General features: G+C 43.5%; 23 protein-coding genes, 1 tRNA gene and 1 riboswitch. Of the genes, 4 read left to right on the top strand and 20 right to left on the bottom strand.

Features of this window, described 5'->3' with window-relative positions; translation table 11 throughout:
- Positions 1–398 precede the first annotated feature (398 nt).
- From MHO82_RS04055 to MHO82_RS03995, 13 genes are all read right to left on the bottom strand, one after another.
- The gene (locus MHO82_RS04055; RefSeq protein ID WP_239182567.1) at positions 399–1,091 is read right to left on the bottom strand and encodes a topoisomerase I; all 693 of its coding nucleotides are present in this window, start codon (positions 1,089–1,091) and stop codon (positions 399–401) included.
- 74 nt (positions 1,092–1,165) lie between these two features.
- Positions 1,166–2,083 carry a leukocidin family pore-forming toxin gene (locus MHO82_RS04050; protein WP_239182566.1) on the bottom strand — a complete coding sequence of 306 codons (918 nt, stop codon included), beginning with the start codon at positions 2,081–2,083 and terminating at the stop codon, positions 1,166–1,168.
- A 459-nt stretch (positions 2,084–2,542) separates the two neighbouring features.
- Positions 2,543–3,745: a tetratricopeptide repeat protein gene (locus MHO82_RS04045; RefSeq protein ID WP_239182565.1), complete on the bottom strand. Its 1,203-nt coding sequence runs from the start codon at positions 3,743–3,745 to the stop codon at positions 2,543–2,545.
- A complete protein-coding gene (locus tag MHO82_RS04040) occupies positions 3,742–4,356 on the bottom strand; it encodes an energy transducer TonB (protein ID WP_239182564.1) in 615 nt (204 codons plus the stop codon). Before MHO82_RS04040 ends, MHO82_RS04045 begins: the two co-directional genes overlap by 4 nt.
- The gene (locus tag MHO82_RS04035; protein WP_239182563.1) at positions 4,353–4,760 is read right to left on the bottom strand and encodes a biopolymer transporter ExbD; all 408 of its coding nucleotides are present in this window, start codon (positions 4,758–4,760) and stop codon (positions 4,353–4,355) included. The genes MHO82_RS04040 and MHO82_RS04035 overlap by 4 nt, the downstream gene beginning before the upstream one ends.
- Entirely contained in the window at positions 4,751–5,290 is a 540-nt protein-coding gene (locus tag MHO82_RS04030; protein ID WP_239182562.1) for a MotA/TolQ/ExbB proton channel family protein, read from the bottom strand. The genes MHO82_RS04035 and MHO82_RS04030 overlap by 10 nt, the downstream gene beginning before the upstream one ends.
- Entirely contained in the window at positions 5,287–6,705 is a 1,419-nt protein-coding gene (locus MHO82_RS04025) for a MotA/TolQ/ExbB proton channel family protein (RefSeq protein WP_239182561.1), read from the bottom strand. The genes MHO82_RS04030 and MHO82_RS04025 overlap by 4 nt, the downstream gene beginning before the upstream one ends.
- Positions 6,705–7,508, bottom strand: coding sequence for a DUF3450 domain-containing protein (locus MHO82_RS04020; RefSeq protein WP_239182560.1), 804 nt, complete (start codon positions 7,506–7,508; stop codon positions 6,705–6,707). Before MHO82_RS04020 ends, MHO82_RS04025 begins: the two co-directional genes overlap by 1 nt.
- Positions 7,509–7,605: 97 nt before the next feature.
- The gene (locus MHO82_RS04015) at positions 7,606–9,696 is read right to left on the bottom strand and encodes a TonB-dependent siderophore receptor (RefSeq protein ID WP_239182559.1); all 2,091 of its coding nucleotides are present in this window, start codon (positions 9,694–9,696) and stop codon (positions 7,606–7,608) included.
- Positions 9,697–9,879: 183 nt separating this feature from the next.
- A complete protein-coding gene (locus tag MHO82_RS04010; protein WP_239182558.1) occupies positions 9,880–11,253 on the bottom strand; it encodes a sensor histidine kinase in 1,374 nt (457 codons plus the stop codon).
- Positions 11,254–11,262: 9 nt separating this feature from the next.
- Positions 11,263–11,925: a response regulator transcription factor gene (locus MHO82_RS04005; RefSeq protein WP_239182557.1), complete on the bottom strand. Its 663-nt coding sequence runs from the start codon at positions 11,923–11,925 to the stop codon at positions 11,263–11,265.
- Positions 11,926–12,105: 180 nt separating this feature from the next.
- Positions 12,106–13,644 (bottom strand): GTPase, encoded by a 1,539-nt coding sequence (locus MHO82_RS04000; RefSeq protein WP_239182556.1) that lies wholly within the window; start codon positions 13,642–13,644, stop codon positions 12,106–12,108.
- On the bottom strand, positions 13,625–14,737 hold the full coding sequence (locus MHO82_RS03995; protein WP_239182555.1) for a GTPase: 1,113 nt from the start codon (positions 14,735–14,737) through the stop codon (positions 13,625–13,627). The genes MHO82_RS04000 and MHO82_RS03995 overlap by 20 nt, the downstream gene beginning before the upstream one ends.
- Positions 14,738–14,948: 211 nt before the next feature.
- Positions 14,949–15,129: riboswitch (cobalamin riboswitch) on the top strand.
- Positions 15,130–15,194: 65 nt separating this feature from the next.
- Here MHO82_RS03995 and MHO82_RS03990 point away from each other — a divergent pair.
- The 3 genes from MHO82_RS03990 to MHO82_RS03980 are packed head-to-tail and all read left to right on the top strand — an operon-like array spanning position 15,195 to position 17,940.
- Complete coding sequence (locus tag MHO82_RS03990) at positions 15,195–15,962, top strand: ABC transporter ATP-binding protein (protein WP_239182554.1); 768 nt, start codon at positions 15,195–15,197, stop codon at positions 15,960–15,962.
- A gap of 20 nt (positions 15,963–15,982) precedes the next feature.
- A complete protein-coding gene (locus MHO82_RS03985; RefSeq protein WP_239182553.1) occupies positions 15,983–16,921 on the top strand; it encodes an ABC transporter substrate-binding protein in 939 nt (312 codons plus the stop codon).
- Positions 16,921–17,940, top strand: a complete 1,020-nt coding sequence (locus MHO82_RS03980; RefSeq protein WP_239182552.1) for an iron ABC transporter permease — start codon at positions 16,921–16,923, stop codon at positions 17,938–17,940. The genes MHO82_RS03985 and MHO82_RS03980 overlap by 1 nt, the downstream gene beginning before the upstream one ends.
- Positions 17,941–18,044: 104 nt before the next feature.
- Here the strand turns inward: MHO82_RS03980 and MHO82_RS03975 are convergent.
- A tRNA-Ser gene (locus tag MHO82_RS03975) sits at positions 18,045–18,132 on the bottom strand.
- Between the two features lie 347 nt (positions 18,133–18,479).
- Between MHO82_RS03975 and MHO82_RS03970 the strand changes: the two genes are divergently transcribed.
- Positions 18,480–19,073, top strand: coding sequence for a UPF0149 family protein (locus tag MHO82_RS03970; protein ID WP_239182551.1), 594 nt, complete (start codon positions 18,480–18,482; stop codon positions 19,071–19,073).
- Between the two features lie 75 nt (positions 19,074–19,148).
- Here the strand turns inward: MHO82_RS03970 and nadA are convergent, their stop codons facing one another.
- The 6 genes from nadA to tolR all read right to left on the bottom strand — a co-directional run bounded on the left by nadA (position 19,149) and on the right by tolR (position 24,689).
- Positions 19,149–20,210 carry a quinolinate synthase NadA gene (gene nadA / locus MHO82_RS03965; protein WP_239182550.1) on the bottom strand — a complete coding sequence of 354 codons (1,062 nt, stop codon included), beginning with the start codon at positions 20,208–20,210 and terminating at the stop codon, positions 19,149–19,151.
- A 239-nt stretch (positions 20,211–20,449) separates the two neighbouring features.
- Positions 20,450–21,223: a tol-pal system protein YbgF gene (gene ybgF / locus MHO82_RS03960; RefSeq protein WP_239182549.1), complete on the bottom strand. Its 774-nt coding sequence runs from the start codon at positions 21,221–21,223 to the stop codon at positions 20,450–20,452.
- Between the two features lie 15 nt (positions 21,224–21,238).
- Positions 21,239–21,775 (bottom strand): peptidoglycan-associated lipoprotein Pal, encoded by a 537-nt coding sequence (pal, locus tag MHO82_RS03955; RefSeq protein ID WP_239182548.1) that lies wholly within the window; start codon positions 21,773–21,775, stop codon positions 21,239–21,241.
- Positions 21,776–21,812: 37 nt separating this feature from the next.
- Positions 21,813–23,165, bottom strand: a complete 1,353-nt coding sequence (gene tolB / locus MHO82_RS03950; protein WP_239182547.1) for a Tol-Pal system beta propeller repeat protein TolB — start codon at positions 23,163–23,165, stop codon at positions 21,813–21,815.
- An 11-nt stretch (positions 23,166–23,176) separates the two neighbouring features.
- Entirely contained in the window at positions 23,177–24,223 is a 1,047-nt protein-coding gene (tolA, locus tag MHO82_RS03945) for a cell envelope integrity protein TolA (RefSeq protein WP_239182546.1), read from the bottom strand.
- Positions 24,224–24,242: 19 nt separating this feature from the next.
- On the bottom strand, positions 24,243–24,689 hold the full coding sequence (gene tolR, locus MHO82_RS03940; protein ID WP_239182545.1) for a protein TolR: 447 nt from the start codon (positions 24,687–24,689) through the stop codon (positions 24,243–24,245).
- Positions 24,690–24,691 lie beyond the last annotated feature (2 nt).

Raw genomic sequence — 24,691 nt, 5'->3', positions numbered from 1 at the left:
CGTTTCGCTAATTCGTTATCTCGTTTCGATGGAAATGAGTATATGGAGACTCTTAGATTATTAGAAATTATCATAATTTATATTAATAATAATTTATTGTTATCATAAAATGAAAGCTGACTTGAACTGAAACAAGTAAATGACTTTATTCACTACAGAATCAAGTTTGTTGGTTGAAATGATCATACAAGGGCTGATGAACAATCATTGGCTTCTTTTCCCAAGATCAGATCAATATTCATCGTACTTGTAAATACCTGTCACCTATCCACTTCGCCTTTTGTCATAAAAACACATTCAGAGCATATTTTGACACTAAGCTATATAGGCATAAGGCAACAGGTTGTCAGAGTCCCGCTAAAGGTAATGAAACAGCATTAGAAATAAACACGCTACGGTTAAGCCGTGGTATTAGAATCCGCTGTTTGAGAAGACTTTGGTTTCACTAAATCCGACTTTTGCTCTTTCAATAAGGTAACGGCTTGCTTCACATCATCAAGTAGTTTTTCATTGTCTGTCGAGTTTTCACTTTTGATCGGTAAAACAAGGTAATGAATACCACCGCCTTTTGTAAGCACAGCCGTCGCGATAATGACATCCCCTTCAGATGCAGTACCAAAATATTCGGATACCACTTCAGCTTCACTCACCCCATAATTATCTAAATAGTCCGGGTCCGTATTATCAAACATAATAAGATCACCGGATTTTGCTAACGTGCTCAACTGCGTCTGCTTTTCTTCATCAAACGGATAATCGGTGGTATTAATGTAACGCACTTGTTCAGACTCTATAAAGTCATAAAGCTCATTGCTTAGCTCATTAATAGGGTCCGACAGCCAAGGAGTTTCGAACGTAGGCTGTGTTTTAATATCACTCTGTTCTGCAACTGTATCTTCAACCACTTTGGTTTTTTGAATGGACGGTTTAAGTGGCGTTGTGGCGATAAAAGGCTTAGGTTGTTCCGTGGTATCGGACTCAACAGGAAGCGGCGTGCTTACTGTGCTCTCTTCTTCTTTATATACATTCACAATAATAAGCACGGAGACGAAGAACAACGCACCAATAACAGATCGTTTTCTGATCATCATAGATAAACCCTTGTAGTCTGGTTTAAAACGTCAGTTACCACCGACGACTTTGCTTGTGGTAACTGACCAACAGATTAATGATAGAGGCTATCGTTCCAAGCAATGGTCACTGAGCGGCTTGTCTCAGTCCAATGGCTGCTATCTCTGTTTTTCTTCCACGTGTTCTCTGGCGTTGTGTACCAACTACACCAGTCTCGTCCGAAATAGTAGTTAGTCTTACGCCAGCCTGCGACTAGCTTAATGTCCGTCGTATTTTGACCATCATCAATATTTTGCTTACGGTAAACCGCCCCAACCTGTGGCTTAAAGTCTGAACGCATAACAACAGGCAAGTCGCTATAATCGATTAAGTTACCCATCCCACAGCTGGTCCAGCGGTAAAGTAACCAAGATTTTGCAGGCGAATGATTGCGAATGGTCTGATTTTCGATTAACCAACTGATGCTCTCATTATTCTGATCAAAGTCGGCAACAGTTTGGAACTCAGGCTGATCATAAGTCACCCTGTTACTCCATGAAACACCAGCATTTATAGACGGAGATTGAGAAGCAGTGAACCCTAAATTAAAGTCTAAAGATTCACTAACAGAAGCGGTAGCAATGGTGTTTTCTGGAGCATGACTCATGTGACGTAACGGAGCGCCATTAAGATAGCTAAGTGCCAACTTAAAAGCTGTTGGGACGGTATAACGGTAATCACCGCCTGTGGAGAAACCGTAAATTTGCTCTTTATTTGGTACATTGGTCATGTCAAAACCAGATCCACCGTTCAAAAGCAGTTTGGCCTCTTTAGCCCCGCTTGGTAATAGCGAGCTATTCCACACGTTTTCCAAAGAATAAATTAAGCGAATTTTTTTTGCGCGAGCATCGCTGTCATCCAATTCTAGAAGAGTAGAAGTATAAGCCTTTAACGTGTCTGCAGCATGTACGGGAGCAACAGCTCCAAGCAAAGTCAGTGTGACAACACTTGCCGTGATGTGTCTTTTTTTCATTATATTATCCTGTATATTTTCTCATAAACATCATTAAACCCTAATGAACGTCATGACTATTTTTATGTGGACATGAATTTATAGCGCTTATTAATTAAACACATAAATGCTCAATAAACGAACATTCGTCCACATAATGCTTTACTGGATTTTATAAAAAAAGACGAAGAATATGTCGCTGGGAGATTAGTTCAAGTTTTGATCGATTATTAATCAATCATATTGATACTTATGCAAATAAGAGGTATGTATTCATATTCATTGAAGATGTTTGATCTTCAATAAAAACAGAATCATGTACTTTATTATGGAAATAACATCTCTTCCAACTCATACGCAATGAAACCAAAAATTCGCTCTTCTCAACATAGGTAGGGGCCTAGCCGCCCCATTCAAAAAATATCACTCGATGTCAGCATAGCCGGAAAAATGGCTCAGTTGTTCAAACGACTTTGTCAGCTAATTCATTTTCACTTGATGCTGCAAATACTGAACCCAGCCTGCCGCCGCTTGTGAAGGATGGCGTTCATCCAGCCTTTTCGCCGTTGCCAATGCATCATGTATTCGACCTAACTTATAGAAAAGACGAATTTTAGCGAGGCCATATTGCTCCGGCTTAGCGTACTTTTCTGCCCGCGCCATCGTTTTTAATGCTGCTTGATAATCTCCTTGTTGGATCTGAAGTTTCGCCAAAGACCAACTGTGTTTCGGGTTCTTATCCATGGCATTTTTCCACGCGGATAACGCGCTTTCCCACTCTTTTGCCACTTGCCAATACGTTGCTTGTAACTTCCACAGCTTTTCTGTTTTCGATTCAGGAAACTCATCCATTAACTCTTGGATGATTCTGGCTGCGCGCTCTGGCATTTTATGCTGAGCATACAACTGCGCTAACGTTTTATAATCTGATTGTGAGAATTCAACACCTTGGTGTTTCGCTAGCGCATAAGTTTCTAATGCGCGGGACGATTTATTCTGCTGTAGCTGCGTCGATATTTGTTGGTGCCACCAAGTTATGTTGTTTGGCTCATGACGAATCAGATCAGAGAGCGTTTGTTCTGAATCAAACCAACGTTTTAACTGTAATTGCGCCACAACGGTTAAGCGCAATGCTTGAATGGTCTCTTGTGATGTCGCTGACTGATAATGCCGCGCATGGGTAATCACGGATTCCCACTGCTGTAGCTGATAAAATGACGTTGCAATACGAAGATGCAACTCATTTTTATCTTTCTGTAATTTTAGCTTTTCGCTCTCTTTGCTCGGCACATAGTTTGAAACTAAAAGTGCCTGATAATTTTTAGATGCCAGCTCAAACTTTTGCTCCGAGAACAGCACATCGGCCAACATTCGCTGCGTACTCCACTGATCTTGTGGCTCTAACGCCTGCAAAGCAACGGCACGTGCTAGCACTTTACTCGCCTGTTCTGGTTTTTCGGCCTGCCAGTAATAAACGCCGAGAATGCGCCCAACAAAAGCTTTGTCGTAGTTTGACGAAGGGGTTAAGTCTGCCAATAGGGTAATGGCCTCCCCTAGCTTTTCTTCTTGCTGAAGCTGAGTTGCTTTTTGTACTTTGTTTGCAGTAAACGAGCTAAGCTGAGCGGCACTGACTGAAAAAGAAAAGCAAAGAACGCTCACCAAAGGTAATAAAAACTTCATCATGAGTCGATTTTAAACTCCAAAGTCACGGTTTGACCAAACTGTTTTACCGCTTTTCCCGCTTCCATTTTTGGTTGGTATTTCCATCGTTTCAACGCACGAATAGCGGGCCTGACAAACATACGACTTGGTTTCGCTTCCACCAGCTTAATGTCTGTTGTTTTCCCTTGTTCATCAATGGTGAAAGAGAGAACAACCTGCCCTTCTAGCCCTTGCCTCATGGCTTTAGGTGGATACTTAGGTTCCACTCGGTACAAGGGCATCACTTGCTGATTCTGCCCAATAGAGTCCATGGATGGCAGTGAAAGATTCACGCCCATGTCTGACATGGCCACATCAATATTTGGCAAGGTATTCGGTATCGATGCTTTTGCCATTGTGGGTTCCGAGCTTGTTGCTGCGCTTGGTTGCTCTGGCACTTTTGGTGGATCAGGCACCACACGTTGACGACGCTGGGTTTGAGCTTCTGGCTCAACCATCACCATATCAAACATTACTGGTGACTGTTTGTCAGAAAGCCCATGGCTAGGATCGGCCACCATCCATGCCATGAAGCTAAATAAACCAAATGCGACAACGGCTGCCATTGGAAAAACCAACAACAACCGAATCATGATTTCGACTCCGTCGCTAACGCAATTCTTTCAATGCCCGCCCCTTTTGCTGCATCCATAACGGCGATCACGGTTCCGTTATAAGAGTGTTCATCCGCCTGAATGACCAAACTGGCTTCCGGCTGATCAAGCAACAAATGCTCAAGGGTGGCTTCCACACGTTCAACATCCACACGACGCTTATCAATGTAGACATCGTTCGCTGCCGTAATAGCAATAAAAATGCCCGCGTCTTTCTGGCTGGTTGAGTGTGAAGCTTGAGGACGATTCACTTCCACCCCCGATTCACGTACAAATGAACTGGTCACAATGAAAAAGATCAGCATGATGAACACAATGTCTAACATCGACGTTAAATCAACTTGGGCTTCTTCTTTCGATTTTGTTGGACGAATTAAGCGCATTCGCCACTCCTTAATTGTTGTTCTAAATGAAATTCACGGCGATTAACGGCTTTAACCAACCGTGAATGGGCAAATAACCCAGCCAGTGCCGCCACCATGCCCGCCATGGTTGGTAACGTCGCCATCGAAATGCCCGATGCCATTAATTTAGGTTCGCTGCTACCTTGCTGAGCCATCAAATCAAACACGGTGATCATTCCGGTTACCGTACCAAGCAAACCTAACATTGGACATAGGCTCACCAAGGCTTTTATGAAGTCTAAATGTTGATGCAGCCCTAAATGTGCTCGTTGCAAATAACCTTGCTTTTGAGCCTGCGCATACCAAGATTCATGTTCTGTTCTGTTTCTCCATTCCACAATCCATGCTTTTTTCTGTTTTGGGTAACCCCATAATAAAAAAACCATTCGTTCTAGAATGAGTGTCCAACACACCAACATGACCCCAGCTAACCACCACAATATGTCCCCTCCCCGAGCCATAAATTCGCTCAGGGTTGGGAAATAGAGTGATAACCACTCCATTATCATGCGGCTACTCCATCAGATACTGCTGCGGTTGCTACTGGTGTTTTCATACCGTCTTGTTTAGCTAACAAATCTTTTTCTGCACGCTCTGCCACCAAGCTGACACTTTGCTTTTCTAACGTGCTGCGAATCGCTTCTGCACGACTAGACAACAAATTATGCGCCAACAGAAGTGGCATAGCAGCAACCAGACCAAGCACGGTGGTGATCAATGCCATGGAAATACCACCAGCCATCACTTTCGGATCGCTGTTACCAAATTGGGTGATCACTTGGAAAGTTTCAATCATGCCTGTTACTGTACCAAGCAAACCTAACATTGGTGCTAAAGCCGCCATTAACTTCAGCATAGAAAGCCCTTTTTCAAGCCCTTGCTGCTCATCAATAATGGCTTCCAATAAACGTAGCTCTAACGACTCAATAGACTGGTTACGCTCTTTGCTGTACACCTTTAAAATTCGACCAAGTGGATTATTTGTCGGGTTTTCAGGCTGTTTTAGCTGACGAGAAATTTGCCCTTGGGCTTTGAGTAAAATGGCACCACGAACCAGAGCAATCAACAGCCCGACAACTAATAGACCAAGGATAATTTGACCGACAACGCCACCTTGCTCTACTCGCTGCTGCAACGTTGGTTTATTCGCATACTGTTCAAGTAACTGACCACGACTAGGATCAAGCAACACTGACAAACTGTTTTGCGCAAGTGTTGCCACAGTAGGCGCGGTTTCTGGTTGAGCAAGGTAGTCTTGGCTTTGTTGAACTCGGCTATCCCACTTCAAATACCCTTGTTCACCAACCAAAGCTACATCACCTAAACGGTACGCCTGGGCTTGTGTACTTTGGCCTGCACCATTAACGTATTCCACCGTTACGGGCAGCACTTCGCCACTGGCACGTACTTTTTGCTCCATGGCATACCACAACGAATGCAGCAATTCTAAGGAAGGCAGTGTTTCAGTGCTGATGATCTGTTCAATCTGCGGCAAATAATCGGCTTTATCGGCGGTAACAAATGAACGCTCAAAGTCTTGATTCAGCTCTTTCGCCGCTTGTCGAACAACACCAAATAACTCACCTAAACTGCCCGTTTCCAGTTGCAGCTTTTGTTCAAGTTGCGCCAGTGTGGCTTCGTTATCTGAAAAAGACTGGCTCAAACGCTCGTTTTCTTGCTCTAGTGCTTTTTCTTGCTGCTGTAGTTGATCAAGCTTAGCTTGCAGTGCTTTACGTTCTTGCTTAACAATCAGCTCTCGCTCTTGGTTATGCACTTTCTCAGCTTGTGCCGTTGCCTGCGCTTTATCATCAAGTTGGCTGATGTTAGCAACCGCTGGCGATAGTGTGGCTAACATGAATAGTACAGTGCAGCCCAGCGTGGTCAGTTTTGTTTTCATCACAGAATGTTTATGCTCAAAAGACATTATTTCACTTCCCATGCTTTATCAATTTCAAGGGCTAAAGGCAGAGAAACCATCGCAGGAGCTTGCTGCTTTTCAGCCATAGCAAATGCCTGATTGATGGCTAAACCTTGCTCTGCCGAGGTATCCAACCATGCGTTATCTGCCTTAGACCAACGCCAATGCGTTTTGGTATCTAGACTTCTGGCAACCAATACCACTCGTCCTAAGTGCAACACTTCAACTTGGCGCGTTTCACTCTCGCTGACCTTAATAGTGGTCTTATAAGCCCCCAGCTTAGTGCCATAGTCCATTTCAATTTGATAAGCTTCTAGAATTCGGCGGTATTTTTCCGCATCACTCACATCTGCTCGGGCCATTAAATTGCCTAAATCGATCAAGCGCTTATCTCTGGCTTCTTCACGCACAGGAATGTCTGATAAAACAATGTGCTCTAGCGCACCAAGCATGTGATACATCAAAGGCACTACCCCTTGACGTGTCTGGGCAATGCCTTCTATTTGGCTTTCTAAACTGATCACTTCTTGGTCTTGGCTCGTGACCAATTTTTGTAAATGATCACGATACAAAGTCAGGTTCGAGACTTGCTCTTCCATTCGCTCGATTTCTGCTTTTAACTCAAAAATCGCTTCAGCATCTCTATCAATCTTTTTTTGACTAAGCTGAGCAGCTTTGTTGCTACTACGCTCTATGGCACGAGCTTGATCGAGTTCATCCGCTACAACATTATTTGTCGAAAGCGCAGATAACAAAGCCAACGAGATGAGCGACTGACTAAAAATGGAGCGGGATAACTGTAATTTCATGGTCCACATTCTATTAACGAAAAAAGGGGGAGTTAATAAACTCCCCGATATGGTGTAATCACATGGCAGTGGATTACCGCATCATATTATATGGTGATTAGTACTTAATTTGTAATGTCGCTTTGTAGCTACGTGGTGCGCCAACTACAACACGAGATGCACTGCCGCCAGCTAAGTAGTCTTTATCAAACAAGTTTTCAACATTAGCGCGGAAGACAAATTCTAGATCGTCATTGTATTTCAGGTTATGAGCAACACCCGCATCAACACGTGTGTACGCGTCTTTCTCAAATGTGTTTTTATCATCACCGTAACGATCGCCCACATGTACTGCACCTAGGTTTAGGCTAGTGCGTGGTTGAATTTGGTAACGAGTCCAAATGCTTGCAGTAAATTCAGCCACCTCTGCTGGACGCTTGCCATCAATACTTGCATCAAATGGGTCTTTAATTTCTGCGTCTAGGTACGTCATCGAACCACTTAACGATAATGATTCGGTAATTAGGCCTGTTGCCGATAGCTCAGCACCTTTATGAACCTGCTCACCCGCTTGAGTTGTACGAGTATCAAACGTAGAGCCAGTTAGGTCTTCTTTTACTTGAATGTTCTCTTGTGTGATTTGGAACAATGCACCAGACACAAATAACTTATCATCCAGTAGTTCCCACTTAGAGCCTAGCTCATACAAGTAGCCTTTCATTGGGTCTTGCTCAGCACCAAAACTTGCATCACTTTCATCAGTGATGTCACCAAGAGGTTCAAAGCTCTCAGAATACATGGCGTAAATAGAGCCATTAGCTGCTGGGTGATAAATCACACCGAACTTAGGAAGAATGTTGCTGTGATCGTCTTTCTTACCTTTGCTTGATTCTGATTTATCAATCGCAAAGCGAAGACCAGCCAATACTTGCCATTGGTCGTTAAATGTCACCAAATCTTGCAAGTAGAAACCGTAGTGTTGGCTTTTACTGTGAGATAATGTGTCGTCATTGGTGTAATCTAGCTCAGGCGGTTTTTCAAAGCCGTTCTCACACGCAGTTGGATCCGCACTACAGCTATTGAAGCTTGAGTACAGCATCTTGTAATCGTAATGTAAGCCATTCACACCCGCTAGAAGACGGTGATTCACGCCAAAACCATCGACATCACCAACAAAGTCAACATTCGCAGTATCAAACGTCCACTCATCATGACGGTCAGATGACTTATAATGTGTTCCTTTATCAAGGTGAATATCAGATTCTGTACGACGACGCTCGTAGAACTGACGGTTTACACCTGCATGTAAAGACCAAGAATCCGACAAGTGCGCTTGTACGTTCACACCATAGTTTGCAACGTCATTGTCTGTTTCTGCCCAGTGCAGATCTTTCACAACTTTTGGATCAATCACGTTGCCATTAGCATCCACTTTTGAACCGTTGTCTAAATCGCTTTGCTCATCAGTACGATCGTAGTGAGCAGACAGCATCACTGAGTCGGTCAGATCGTAATCAACAAAAACACCACCCACAAAACGCTCTCTTTCAACGTCTGAGCCATCAAAGCGAGTACGCCATGAGTTTTGATTTTCTGTAGAAACAATCACGCGACCGCGCAGTGTTTGCTCATCATTTAATGAACCGCTGACGTCTGCCATAGTACGTTGGTAATCGTTAGAACCAATATCTTGGCTCACTGTTACTTGCGTATTGTGAGTTGGCTTTTTAGCGATCATATTCACTAAGCCACCTGGTGCCGATTTACCGTAAAGTAAACCCGCTGGGCCTTTAAGTACCTCAACACGCTCTAATAATTCGATTGGCTGACGGTAATGGGACCAGTGAGGGTTACCATCACGTAAATAGCCACTTGAGCTTTGCAGTTCAAAACCACGCAGCAAGAACTTTTCACGGTTTGTTGCTGTGGAACCTGCACTCACACTTGAGTCGTTTTTCAGTACTTCACCGAGTGTCGATGCACGCTGCTCATCAATTAATGTTTCATCAATAACCGATACCTGCCCCGGAGTTTCTAGCTGGGTTGCTTCGATTTTCATCGCGGTAGTATTGGTGTCGGCTTTGAAACCGTAGTCACGACCTGAAACAACCATATGTTCATCAGTTTCTGCGGCTACAGTTTCAGCAATAGCTGGGGAAGAGGCAAGTACAGCGCCAATTAAAATGGCAAGATGGCTCTTAGCGTGCATGGATAGACAGCTCCGTCTTATTTTTCCGCTTTCCTTGTTTACACCACTGCAAATAGGTCACGGCTTAGTAATAAATAATTTGGGTGCAATCTAACTGAGAATTATTGTTATTTGTATTAAATTTACATTCTTTGCATTTGTAAAGTTACGTAAAGAATCAATAACAAACGAACCATATGAGACCTATGTTGTATGGTTATTCCCTTCAAAAGCTGGCAACCAACAATACAGCGTAAAGCCCTTATCTTTTTGAGAACAAACACGTATAGAACCGCCCATTTGTTCCATGCTCAGTTTCATTATCGACATCCCTAAACCATAACCTTCAACGTCTTTACCTCTCGTATCGTCTATACGAGAAAATGGCTCAAACAGATGAGGCAAATCTTGCTCAGAGACCCCAACACCATCATCACTGATTTGTATCACCAAACCATTATCTTGCTCATAAATACTGATCTCAATGCGGCAATCTTCACCTGCATATTTAAAGCTGTTTGAAATGGCATTCTGTACCACGCTATTAATTAAGCCTCGATCTCCCAATACCCAACCACTTTTGCAGTGACTCACGTATTCGATGCTTTGATTATCCCCAGCTTGCAGAGCTAATTCTTCAATTATCATACGCAGCAGAGGATCCAGCTCTGTTGGGATTAACGAGGTTTGATAATGGCTGCTTTCTAGGCGGCTAAATTCCAAGATTTGCTGGATCAAATTATTCATTTCATCCACGTCGTTCTCAATTTGAGAGAACCACACCATTTGCTCTGGTGTTAATCGGCTTTTCAGTAAGTGCATTGCCAACGTTTGCCGAGCTAAAGGCGTTCTCAGTTCATGAGAAACATTGCGTAATAGCTGTTTGTGGCTCATCACCAAACTTTCAACTCGGTGCGCCATATGATCAAAATCATGTGCTAAACCTAAAAACTCACGCACATCCGTTTGAACAGTATCCGACACACGAACAGATAAGTCCCCTTCTGCCAACCGATGACTGGCGGTTTGCAGTCGTTTCAGTGGCTTTTGTAACTGGCTAGATAGCAACCATGAAATAAAACCAAGCAACGAGGCAGCAACAAGTACCCGAACTCCCCATAGGTAATACTTCGCTTTTTCTGCGGGGTGCAACTGCCAAGGCAATTGAATCATTAGATGATGGCCGTGACTCAAATCTAACGAGATCATTGGCTTACTGGTGGTTTCTCCCATCGGCCCTTCAAGATGGCGGCTAATACTCATCTTAAATTCAATATGAGGATGAACATCGCGAGACGTCACGCTCTTATAATTGGCATCAACCACAAATAACGTGTAGTTCTGGATCTCTTCCCACTTGCGTAATCCATTAAGATCTTGCTCTTCTAAATATTCATCGGCCTGTACCGCTAAGTCTCGAAACTCATGTTTGATCTCATGAGGAAGCATTAACAAAGACTCAATAACCATCAATTCAATCACAGTAGAGACAGACAAAATCAATAGAAGAGCTGCACTAAAGTAACTGAACAATCGCGTAGTTAAGCTACGACCTAAAAAGCGTTGAATAACATTCATAACAGCCAACTAGTGCAATGGTTGCTCAAAGATATAACCCACCCCACGGGCCGTACGAATAATGTTACGAGACAAGCCAGCTTGGACTAATTTTCGGCGAATATTACTAATATGCATGTCTAAGTTACGATCAAACGGAGAAAGCTCCCTTTTCAACACTTTCTTTTGTAAATCGGCCTTCGAAACGGCTGTACGCTCACGTTCCATTAAATACTCGATTAAATCAAATTCTGTTTGAGTAAAAGGCAAACGGCGCATTTGCTCGGCTAATGAATTTACAGGCAAGTGAGTGTTACTGCGCTCTTGCTCTAATGCCACTCGGCGTAGCATGGCTTTAATACGAACAAGCAGCTCAGGCACACTAAAAGGCTTAGCCAGATATTGATCAGCTCCAGCTTCAAAACCTTCGATTTTAGACGCCTCATCGGCCAATGCCGTTAACATTAAAATCGGCGTAGAAAAACGCTGACACACCCGACGTGCCGTTTGTAGTCCATTTAACTTTGGCATCATGACATCAAGCAACAGTAAATCCACCGCTGATTCAGCCAGAATATCAATTGCCTGCTCGCCATCATTCGCTACCGAGACATCATAGCCTTCTTCTAACAACACAGATTTAAGTAATTCACACAGACGCTGATCATCATCAGCAACGAGAATGGATGGCATAGCAATAACTCACAACACAAATAAGAATCGGTATCATTGTTATTTTTGAGACAATTGCAAGAAAAAAGAAAAAATGAAGGGTTTTGTTACAACTTTATTGATCGGGGTTAAGTTTAAAAGTTCCCCTACTTTTATAAAAGCAGCGACAGTGAGCCGCCACCACTTTTATAAATAACCTAGCTACTTCACTGCCAGCTTAAACAAGGATTTCCCAGCTTGATAAACCCGTTTGGCTTGTTCCGTTAATTCCAGCTTATCCCCCGCTTCCATACGGCGACGATTAAGCTGAGTTTGGATGCCTTGTTCATAGCTGCTGTCTAATAATTCGGTTAACTGCTCAAGGTTAAAATGAGGTTTATTTTCACTAACAGAAAGGGGGACACAATGCTCTAAGCTTAATAACTCCTGATTGTAATGAGTTGCTTCATTAATCATATTCACCTTCGCTGACGTGGTATCAGTTAGATCGTAAGGGGGTTGCCACTCACGCGTAGGCTTTAAACGGTCCACCTGATTCAGCACACCAATGATTGTGGGCTTTTTACGTGAACGGTTTTTCTCAAGCTCATAATAGCCGTTCAACTTTTCCATAAAATCAGTATCTAGCGATCGTGCGGGTTGATCTGCTTTTAACACCCATAGCACCAAATCACTGTTAGCGACCTGCTCTATCAGTTGCTGGTGCGTTTTTTCTTCACCGTCTACGCCAGGTAAATCCACTAAGTTCATGGCTTCAATTCCGTCGACCATGCATTGATGCACCGACACCGCGTCCGTTGCCGGTAATAAGCTCACCTCAGCCACAACATTATTGGTTAATACATTCACTAGAGTCGATTTCCCCGAACTGATCTGACCTAACAAGCAAACACGTAACGGTTCTAGTTCGGCCACTTTGTTCTCTTGATCCAAACGAGCGATATTACTGCTCTCTAGCTCGTCATCGTCCGCGACAAAACGGCCGCTGTATAAATCTATTGCAACAGACAGAACTTCTTGAAGCAGTGCTTGCTTGAGTTTAAATTGCAGTTCATCACCCACTTCATCAAACACTTTACCCAGAACTTGGCCTCTTAGTTCCGCAATTAAACCCGCAGGTGTAAAAGCGCGGTACGCTCGGTAAACATCCCACGCTTTTTTTGCCACCTCAGCTTTGTCTTTATGGTCATAAAACAGCTTAAAAGTCGAAATATTGATTTTTTCAACCATCGGGACATGAGATTTTAAAAGATAACGATATCGACGGCTGATCTCTTCAATCATCTTTAATAATTCAGGGGCAGAAAACGCTAACTCTTTACGGCTATTACTGTGATGATAATGTGCAGAGGTCAGTGTAATCAGCTCTAAGCCATGCTCTTTCAGCCCTTCCCATTCACTGTTTTTATCCAACTGCACGAGAATATGTTCGTTTAATTCTTGCCAAATTTGCTGATCAAATGATCCCCACTCATTGGAAGCTTGCACTAAACTGTCGCTCAGCTGTTCGTCCATTTCTGTGCGTGCTTTTCTCTTTAGCCACATCACAGGTAACGCACTCAATAAGGCGCTTAACGCTAAAAATGCCACAAAGTATAAGGTGTAGCCATTTTGGTAAATTGCATATAACCCAAAACCCACCAGCACAAAAACAGGCATCGCAATCGCGGCCATTAAAAAAGGGACCACACCACCAGATAGCTGACTGGCGACTTTGACACTAGCGGTTGTTCGTTTCACTTTTTGCTACCTCTTTAATGCTGTCGAATGCTTTTTTATACATGTCTTTCATCTCCTGCTCGGAAATCGCTTCGCCTTTGCTTTTATGGTACAGGTACTTACACGCCACCCTACCAATGGCATACGTAGTACAAAAGCTCACTACCGCCGCGGTAGCACTCCCTACCGTTTGACCATACACAGGAATAATTTTCACCAGCTGACGAATGCCCAACTGAGAGGCATACTGCATGCCAAACCCTGCGCCTAATGCGCCTGCAAATTCCGACATGGCTTTTTTATCCCATTCCATATCATATTGATTGGCTAAGCTATGGAGCATTTTTCCTTGTATTACGGGAACAGAAACAAGCCCAACGGCAGGAATTGCATCACTAGCACCAGCAGCGCCGCTGTACCACAGCACGTCTGTTTTCAATCTCGCGAAGTTTTTTTCTTCTAAGTTGGTATGCTCTTGATCGGTTCGAAGCTGCGCAGCAATGGGCAATAATTCTGCTAACTGGCTTTTAAGCGCCTCAAGCCCGAATACAGAGCCATCTTCCCGCTCAAAATCGACAGAGACAGAATAAAACGTCTCACCCCACACCGCTTCTATCTGCTGCTGGTTGTATGCAATGCACTGATCCCTTGCTTGATCACCTTCAATTAATTCCACCCCGGTATGAACCACAAGCAGCTGCTTGATATCACTCTCTCTGCGTATCTGTGCCAGTGCATTTACCACACTGCTTTGTTCTGGTTCATCGGCTTTCATTACGACCACTAGAGCATGACTGCGATTTTGGCACGCCGCAATATCTTCTTTTGCATCATAATTGGCTTCAGCAAGACCTCGGGTATCTAAAAAGCGCAATAACGGTTTGTCTGCTGGAAAATCGTAGTGGTGAGAAGTCATGGTACACGGTCGAAAGCCATTGCCGATCTCTACTTGGCTATCTCCCGTTACAGCTTGAATAAAGGAAGACTTTCCGGCACCCGTTTTGCCCACTAACCACAGAGTTGGCAAATGCTGACTTTGATGAGCAAACGCAGGTTCAATATCTGGATTTGCTGGCGGGTTTACAAACGCTTTCACCCGATCAAATAAGCTCATGATTTATATCCTTTCCTTTATCTATATTGAACGCTTACTTTTCAACAAAAGTACCCACACCATACCACTCTTTTATGGGGTTGAACTATTTCTAATCCCTCATACACCTGAAACCAGAACATGAACAAGACCACTGATATTATTAATGTTATGTTGCAATTTTCGAATATCATAAGCCATATAAATACTTCATCCCTTGTTTTTTCTCTGCTAGACTCGCCGCCGTATTGGTTGCCATAACGGCATTAATTGGGAACACGGTTAAGCCGTGGCTGCCCCCGCAACTGTAAGCGAAGAGCTGTTTATCTGCATGCCACTGGGTAAAACCGGGAAGGTGATAATACAGTGAACACTCGCAAGCCAGGAGACCAGCCATACATTCACAAAACATGGGACGGGGTGTTCCCTAAAAGGAGATGTATGTTTTTGTTCACACCATTTGTGGGGCGCTAACTCAATGCACCTACAAATCACCAATCTCACTTGGTCAGTCAGTGATAAGTCTATTTTAAATGACATAGACCTGAACGTAGCTCAAGGGCAGTTTGTTGGCCTAATTGGCCCAAATGGCTCTGGAAAATCGTCTTTATTACGCTGCGCTTACCGACGCCATAAACCTTCTCGCGGGCAAATATTGCTCAATCAGAAAGATATTCACACCATGCCAGCAAAGACGTTTGCTCGTCATGTTGCTGTGGTTCAACAAGAGTTCCCTGCGGAGTTTGGCTTTACGGTCGAAGAAGTGGTGAAGATGGGCCTTACCCCTCATCAATCGCTATTTTCCAGTGTCGGGGTAGGTAAAAAACGCGTCATAGAAGCTCTAGATAAAGTGGGGTTAGCCCACATTCGAGCGCAAAGTTTTGATCTTTTGTCTGGCGGAGAAAAGCAGCGCTGCTTACTAGCTCGTGCTTTGGTGCAAGAGCCTGAGCTACTCATTCTTGATGAGCCAACCAACCATTTAGATATCCACTACCAGTTTGAATTATTGGATTTGGTGAAATCACTGGGTATTTCCGTATTAGCTACCCTACATGATTTGAATATTTCAGCGCGATACTGTGACTATTTGTATGTTATGCAAGCCGGAAACATAACTCAACAAGGCACACCCTCACAGGTACTCACTCCAGAGGTTCTGGCTGATAACTTTTCTATGGCCGCCACCGTTGATCAACAAGTTCATAGCCCTGTCCCACGAATTAACTACCTCGAACCAATTTCATAACACGATTAAGGAAGATTAAAGTGAAAAAGCTGATTTTAGCCACGGCAATAATGGCAACAAGCGCACATGCTCAAGTGGAACTGGATGTGTGTGGGAAAAAAGTAACATTTGATAAAGTGCCTGAGCGTGCTGTAGCAAACGACATTAACATGCTCAGCATCATGCTTGAGCTTGGTTTAAAACCCAACATGGCGGGCTATTCGGGCGTATCTGCCTACGAAAAAACATCACCAGAAATTATCGCTAAAGTAAGTGATTTGCCCAATATCGCTCAAAGAAAACCAACCATTGAGAACCTATTAAACGTTGATGCCGATTTCTACTTTGCGGGTTGGAACTATGGCATGAATGTCGGCGGGCCTGTCACACCAGAAAAGCTAGCCGCTTACGATATTAAAACCTATGTAATTAAAGAGTCATGCTCACACGTTCAGCAGCGAGAAACCGTCAGTCTATCGGATACGTTTTATGACATTAACGCTATTGGCAAAATTTTCGATATTGAAGATAAAGCCAATAAGCTAATCGATGGTTACCAAGCACGGTTAGAACTGGTTCAACAACGAGTGCAAAATCAAAAAAGCAAAACCGTTTTTGTGTACGACAGCGGTGAAGATAAACCTTTCACTGCTGGCGGCCTTGCGGTGCCTAACGCCATTATTAAAGCGGCGGGTGGCACGAATGTCATGGAGTCCGTTCATAAAAGCTGGACTCAAGTGAACTGGGAATCGGTTGTTGAAGCTGATCCTGAACACATTGTGATCATCGATTATTCAACACCAGTTGCTGCCGATAAAATTGATTTCTTAAAACGCTTTCCAGCCACGGCAAATATCACTGCCGTTCGTAATAACAGTTTCACAGTATTAAGTTATGCCGCTGCCACACCGGGCATTGAAAACATTGATTCTGTTGAGAAACTGGCCAGTAACCTATACCCAGAGCTGTTTAAAAAATAATGCTACTTTCACGTATACAGACAGGCTCGTTACTGGGCCTGCTTTTTATCGCATTACTCATTTCAATCTGCTTATCCGTGGCTATCGGCTCGGCTAATGTATCTCCGGGAACCGTCTTTTCTATCGTACTGCATAAACTGGCCCCTTCTTTACAGGAGGTGGAATGGAGTAAAGGTAAAGAAGCTATTATCTGGCAGATTCGGTTCCCACGTGTACTACTCGCGGTCTTTGTTGGGGCAGGTTTAGCCATCGTGGGTACGTGCTTGCAGGCAGTCACTCGAAACTCCATGGCAGACCCTTACTTGTTTGGTGCTTCCGCCGGAGCTTCTTTTGGTGCCGTATTGGTTATTTTGCACCTTGGCATGTTTTTAGGGCCTTTTAGCCTACCTTTAGCCGCATTTACTGGTGCTCTTATTTCAATGCTACTGGTGTTACTGGTCGCTTATAAAGGCCAGGGGCTATCACAACAAAAACTGATTTTAAGTGGAGTGGCCGTTCATTTCATTTTAATGTCGATGACCAACTTTTTGATTTTTTCAGGAAAACAGCAAGCCGCCAGCTCCGCCATGTTTTGGATGCTAGGTGGGTTGGGCTCAGCGCAATGGGGCCAGCTACTCTACCCATGTTTGGTGCTCATTATCGTGTTTGCTTGGATGTATTATTGGTCAGGCACACTCAACGCCATTATGGCTGGAGATGAAACCGCCACCACACTCGGTATTAATGTAACCCAAACACGCATTGCCGTTTTTGTTCTGTGTGCTCTGTTAACTGGCGTCATGGTGGCTTTCAGTGGTGCAATTGGTTTTGTTGGTTTAATGGTGCCCCACACCGTTCGACTCTTAGTAGGAGCAGATAACGCAAAAGTATTACCAGTAAGTGCGCTCGTGGGTGCTTTGCTGCTTCTTTGGGCCGATGCTCTGGCCAGAACCATTATTGCACCACAAGATCTACCCGTAGGAATTGTTACTGCCGTATTAGGTGGTGGGTTCTTTATTCATCTAATGGCGAAAAAATAAAATACATAACATCAAAACCTTTGCTGTATAGCATAGGTTTTGCTTGACCTTTTATACGGTTCCAAAACGAGAAAACCCCAGCATTTCTGCTAGGGTTTTTAATATGGCGGTGAGGGAGGGATTCGAACCCTCGATACGTTGCCGTATACACGCTTTCCAGGCGTGCTCCTTCAGCCACTCGGACACCTCACCATTTCTAATTGTCTTCCCGAACATCCTGTGCTTGGGAACGCGGCTAATATAATGTTCTGCTTAATATTGGTCAAGCATAAATAAGAAAAACCTTAACTGTTCGTTCAGTATCTAATCGAATTGATCAAAATCTGCCTTGCACAGTACGATCCGTAGCAATTTCCTGAAAACAGCTTGGTAAAACACCAAATTTTAATACGCTAAATGTGTCAATAGTTAAAGTCGGCTATACAAAAAATACTCTATGATAGAGAACGGCCACGACCAGACACCATGAGAGTAACAGTCATTAGCATTGTATGATTTAGCTGTTAAAATAGCGCCAAATTAAACTTGAGAATGTATTTATGACCACTGAACTAGGCCAAATTCTAGCCCTTCCAGAATTAGAAAATAAACTACTGGGTGAAGCTCAAACCCAAGGTTTTGTAGCAGCAATGGCCGCAGCACCCGTTTTAATCGATCCTGCTGAATGGCTTGCCTTTTTATGGGGCGGTGAAGAAGTATCACCATTTTCAAGCAGTGAACAACTAGAACAATACGCTAACGCCATCATCAATTTATGGAACACCTATCGTGAACAATTACTGACTGGTGAATGGGCATGGCCAGTAGGTTGTCAATTAGACGACGCAGACATCGTGACTAACGATACACGTCTATTTACGGAAGGTTTATTACAAGGTTGGCAATTAGCACGTGATGACTGGGAAACACTCATGCCTGAAGACAGCGAAGAAAATGCCTTACTAGGTGGTGTTATTCTTTCTGTTAGCATGATTTTTGATCCTGAAACTTCAATTGCCACTCTATCTGAGCAAGGCATTGAAGGGTTAGAGCAGTTTGAAGAAATCTATAACGCTATTCCAACCATGCTGTGTGGCCTAACTCAAAAAGGCAGCATGCTGGTAGAAAGTGCAAATCAATCTGAAGATGAATAATCCACAGAGATGACACAAACAAAAAGGCGGCTAATTCAGCCGCCTTTTTATTAGAATTATAAAAGCCAAAATAACTTATGCGTTACCTTTCACTTTAATATTAAGCTCTGCAGCAAAATCCAACATACGGTTAAGTGGGATCAACGCTTTCTCTCTTAACGCATCATCAACAAAGATCTCATGCCCTTCCCCTGCACCGCTTAATGCTGACTCAATCGCTTTCAAGCCATTCATCGCCATCCAAGGACAATGAGCACAGCTACGACAAGTAGCACCAGCCCCTGCTGTTGGCGCTTCCATCAGCTCTTTCTCTGGTACAAGTTGTTGCATTTTAAAGAAAATACCTTTATCTGTAGCAACAACCATGCGTTTATGAGGTAGTTCTTTGGCCGCTTTAATCAGCTGACTTGTTGAGCCAACCGCATCGGCTAATTCAACCACACTTGCTGGAGATTCAGGGTGAACAAGAATCGCCGCATCTGGATAAAGTGCTTTCGTATCTTTTAATGCTTTGGCAGAAAACTCATCATGCACAACACACTCACCCTGCCACATCAACATGTCCGCGCCAGTTTGTTTCGCAATGTAAGAACCTAAGTGACGATCTGGTCCCCAGATGATTTTTTTATCTTCACTGTCAAGCTGCTCAACAATTTCTAAAGCAATACTTGATGTTACAACCCAATCTGCACGTGCTTTGACAGCAGCAGAGGTATTAGCGTAAACCACCACGGTATGATCAGGGTGCGCATCACAAAACTCAGTAAACTTATCTTCAGGACAACCTAAATCTAACGAACACTCAGCTTCAAGTGTCGGCATAAGTACACGTTTTTCTGGCGTTAAAATCTTTGCAGATTCTCCCATAAAACGCACACCACCAATGATCAGCGTTTTTGCTGGATGGCGGTTACCAAACTTCGCCATCTCTAAAGAATCACCAACAAAACCGCCAGTTTCTTCAGCTAATGCTTGGATTTCAGGATCAGTGTAATAGTGAGCGATCAGTACTGCATCTTTCTCAACTAAAAGCTTTTTAATTTTTTCTTTATAATCTTTTTGCTCAGCTTCCGTTAATGGTACTGGCTTAGGTGGGAATGGATATACAGTATCAATCGAATCTAAAATGTGGCTCATTGCTCGTGCTCTAGACGCATCCTTCAAATAATCCGGTCATTATACCCAAGAGCTCTCGAAATGCCTAGTTCAACACACGGCACGAGTTTAAAGGTAAGGGGAAAGGAAGTGACTAGCAATAAGCTGAAGATAGGCGAATGGGATTTGAAAAGATATTATCACCGCAGACTAACATTAACTCACAATCTGTTAAGTAAACGTAGTTAAACGAATTCTGCGATGATATCAGCAATGAAACTTTAAAGAGATTTCAAATTCTTTTTCGCCTGTTGTGCTGTTGTTGTATCAGGGTACCCATCAACAACCTGCTGGTAATATTTTTTCGCTGCCGCGTTATTCTTATTACGTTTAGCGATATCACCTAACTTCAGTAAAGCATCTGCACGTTTATTCGAATCAGTAAACGCCACCACAGCGGCAAAATCTTTCGCAGCTTCTACGTCTTTTTTCTGGGCATAGAAAAGCTGACCAAGCCAGTAATGAGCATTTGGGGTATAAACTGATTTCGGGTATTTCGTTAAGAAAGCTTTAAATGAAGCAATAGCACCAGTGTAATCTTTTTCCTTAAGGATCAGATCAACGGCACTTTGATATTCAGCATTTTCACTGGCATTGCTTGTGTAAGCACCACCAGATGGCTTTTCATCTTTTTTCTTTGGTGTGGTTTCAGCCGTAGTAGGCTGGCTACGCACATTTTCCAATTCACGATATAGCTCACGTTGACGTTCTAGCATCTGATTCAGATCGTAACTATTTCGCTCAACCGTACCACGTAATTCAGAAAGCTCTTGTGCGATTTGATCCAGCTGTTGCTGCATTTGTAGTTGAACCTGAGTACGGTTCCTTAACAAACGTTCTAGTCGTTCAATACTGCTCTCAGAGATCGGGCCTGCTGAAGTAGCAGTGTGAGAAGAGGCATTTAGATCAGATACAGGGGCAGGAGCGGCGACCACATAGCCCGCCGCACTTACCAGCAACGTCAGCGGTATTAAACGCTTTAAGTTACTGTTCATACAGTTTACCTAATATTAGTAAACTAAAACTGCGCGACGGTTTTTCGCGTAGATTTCTTCGCTTTGGCCAAGAAGAAGAGGCTTCTCTTCACCGTAGCTTACGATTGAGATTTGATCAGCCTGAACACCTAGTGCTTGTAGGTATTTAGCTACTGCCGTTGCACGACGCTCGCCTAGTGCGATATTGTACTCAGGAGTACCGCGCTCATCAGCGTGACCTTCAACGATTACTTTAGTTGATGGACGTGCACTTAGGAAAGTAGCGTGTGCAGCTAGCATATCTTGGTATTCTGCACTAATAGTAGAGTTATCAAATGCGAAGTATACTGTTTGCTCTTGACGTAGTTGCTGATCACGGATTTCTTTCTCACCCAGCTTAGAACCCGCATCAATTGGGCTAACAACTGTAGTTTGTTCAGAAGAACCCGTACCACCATTGTTTGTAGTTTGACCTGCAGAGCTATCTGTAGCACTGTCGCTAGAGCTACATGCTGATAGAGCTAAAACTGGTAGCGCAATTGCGAGCCCTTTAAGAATTTTATTCAGTTGCATCATTTTTTCCTTTTTATATTGCTAAATAACTTAGTTGCTACAAATACGGTGACCAAGCTGGGGCTCGAACACGCCCATTTGTTGCAGGTAGCCTCGCTTTAAAGCGACCATCAATAGAAACTAAAGACAACACATTATCTTTTCGATAAATAGAGCTATAAATCACCATTCCACCGTTTGGTGCAATACTTGGTGACTCATCCAGAAGCGTTTTAGTTAATACTTGGACCGCGCCGTTTTGCAGGTCTTGTTTTGCCAGATTGAATCCAGAATCAGTGCGATTCACCATGATAAGGAAACGACCATCTGGAGTAATTTGACCACCAAGGTTCTGGCTGCCCTGCCAAGTAAGGCGCTTGGTCAAACCATCCGCTAAATTTACTCGATATATCTGCGGTTTACCACCCCGATCCGAGGTAAAAATCAGGGAGTTGCCGCTAGGATCCCAGAATGGTTCCGTATTATTGGCACGACCCGACGTGATTTGACGCATTTTGCGTGTTTGTAAGTTCAGGACGTACACATGCAAGCTACCGCTTTTTGATAAAACAAGTGCCAATTCTTTTCCATCTGGAGAAAACCTTGGCGCACCATTATGACGAGGGAATGACGTTAGCATTTCACGCTTGCCAGTATAGATGTCCATCATAAAAATTTGGGCTTGCTTGTTTTCAAAGCTTACATAAGCCAGCTTACTACCATCAGGTGACCAAGCGGGTGACATCAGTGGCTGTTTCGACTTAAGAACCAAGCGTTCGTTATAGCCGTCATAATCAGCGATGCGCAATTGATATGAATATTTTGCTTTGTCATTAATCACAACATAAGCAATGCGCGTTAAAAAAGCCCCACGTTCACCAGTCAGCTTTTCATAAACAACATCTGAGATACGATGCGCGTATTCACGCAGGCGGTTACCTTTAACAGTCGCGACGTTATTTAATAAAATGTGGTCTTTCGTTAGAACCAGCTGGCCATCAGAGCTAAGCCCTTTGCTGTTGCCCCCCGTTAACTGGCCGCGAATTACGTCAATTAGCTGATACGTAATTACATAATTACCTTCAGCATTAAGCTTTACTTCACCAGTAACTAACGCATCAACACCAAGGGCAGTCCACGCAGCAAAATCAACGTCCGTATCCAAATAAGGCGTTTGTGGCATTTTATTAATTGCCACTGGATTAAATTTACCACTACGGCGTAAATCAGAAGCCACTACCTGAGCAATATCTTGGGGTAATTTCCCAGCCCCTGTCCATTTAAATGGCACAATACCAATCGGGCGTGCAGAATCGACCCCTTCAGTAATGATCAGCTCTAACTCAGCTCGAGCGAACTGGCTAATGCTCATACAGACTATAAATAGCCCAACTATCCAACGTTTAAGCACGAATCAATTCCTTATTCTGGTCTAACGGTTAAGCTAATATTTTTAAGCTCTTTCGCGATATCAGGATCATCGGACATCGGAAAAGTACTCACTTTGGTTACCGCACTTTTGGCTTTACGACACACAACAGGGTCCCCCCCATCGGCAGTCACATCCAGCAATAAACCTGAGTTTGATAGTTTAATTTTTACACGACACTCTTTACCGATATCGCTGTCATCTCGAAGATAGTTACGATTGATCATTTGAGTGTAAATGGCCCCAAAGCGTTGCTTTTCATCAGAAATAAAACGCTGCTTTGCTGAGCTGTTTTGCTGAGTTTCCGATTCTAACCCCGCAAAAATATCATTGAGAGCCGCTTCTTTTTCTTCACGCTCTCTTCTTAAGGCTTCTAGGCGCTCTTTCTCTTTACGCGCCTTTTCTGCTGCTGCCTTTGCCGCTTTTTCTTTCGCTACACGTTCAGCTTCCGCTTTCGCCGCTCGCTCTTTCTCTAAACGAGCTTGCTCTTCCGCTTTTTTCGCTTCGAGCTCTTTTGCTTTACGAACAGCTTCAGCTTTTGCTAAGCGCTCTTTCTCTTCACGGGCCTTCTCAGCCGCAATTTCTGCCGCTTTTTGTTTAGCTAAGCGCTCTTTTTCTGCTTTCGCTGCACGCTCTTTTTCCAACCGCGCTTTTTCAGCGGCTTTTTTCTGTTCGCGTTCTTTATCTAAGCGTTTTTTCTCAGCTTCACGTGCGGCCTTTTCGGCTTTTACTTGATCCGCTTTTAATTTACGAATTCGAGCTTCTTCTTGCTGACGATTCTTTTCAAGCTCTTCTGCTTGTTTACGTAATCGTTCAAGACGATCTTGCTCTGCATTTTTGGCTTCATCTCTTTGCTGGCGAATGCGCTTAGCCTGCTGTTCAATCACGGCCGGATCAATCACCACAGCCTGAATCGTTGAACCTGCCGGTGGCTTTTTCAACATGGAAAAATCAGAGCCCCACAGTAAAGCCGCAACCAATAAGGCGTGCAGAGTCACTGAGACTAAAATGGCAACCGTATAATTGTTTTTATTCTTCATTGGCTAGCTTATCGGCTCTCTATTCCTTTAGGTCTGTTAACAAACCCACTTTATCCACGCCAGCACGACTTAATTCATCCAGTACTAGAACAATTTCTGAATATGGTGTGCTTGCATCACCACCCACCGCAACCGGAGAGGTTGGGTTAATCTGCAATTCAGCTTTAACCCGAATAATGATGTCGGTAATACTTAGCCCTCGCCTCATCTCTTCGTTGTTGACACTGACACCAAGGTTGCCAGATTTGTCCACTTCAACAATGATGAAACTGGCTTGGGTATTATCCCCAGCCAATTCTTGAGCCGTTTTTGCATTACTCATTTCAGGTAAATCAACATCAACCCCTTGAGTAACAAAAGGTGCGGTTACCATAAAGATGATTAACAGTACCAACATTACATCAATGTAAGGTACGACATTGATCTCAGCCGTCATTTTTCGACGCTTTGGGTGGTAAACAGCCATGA

Origin of the sequence: Vibrio sp. Of7-15 (assembly GCF_022347565.1) — a bacterium.
Lineage (GTDB): Bacteria > Pseudomonadota > Gammaproteobacteria > Enterobacterales > Vibrionaceae > NORP241.
The sequence above is the reverse complement of the archived record's forward strand: the minus strand, read 5'-3'. Positions and strand labels throughout refer to the sequence as shown.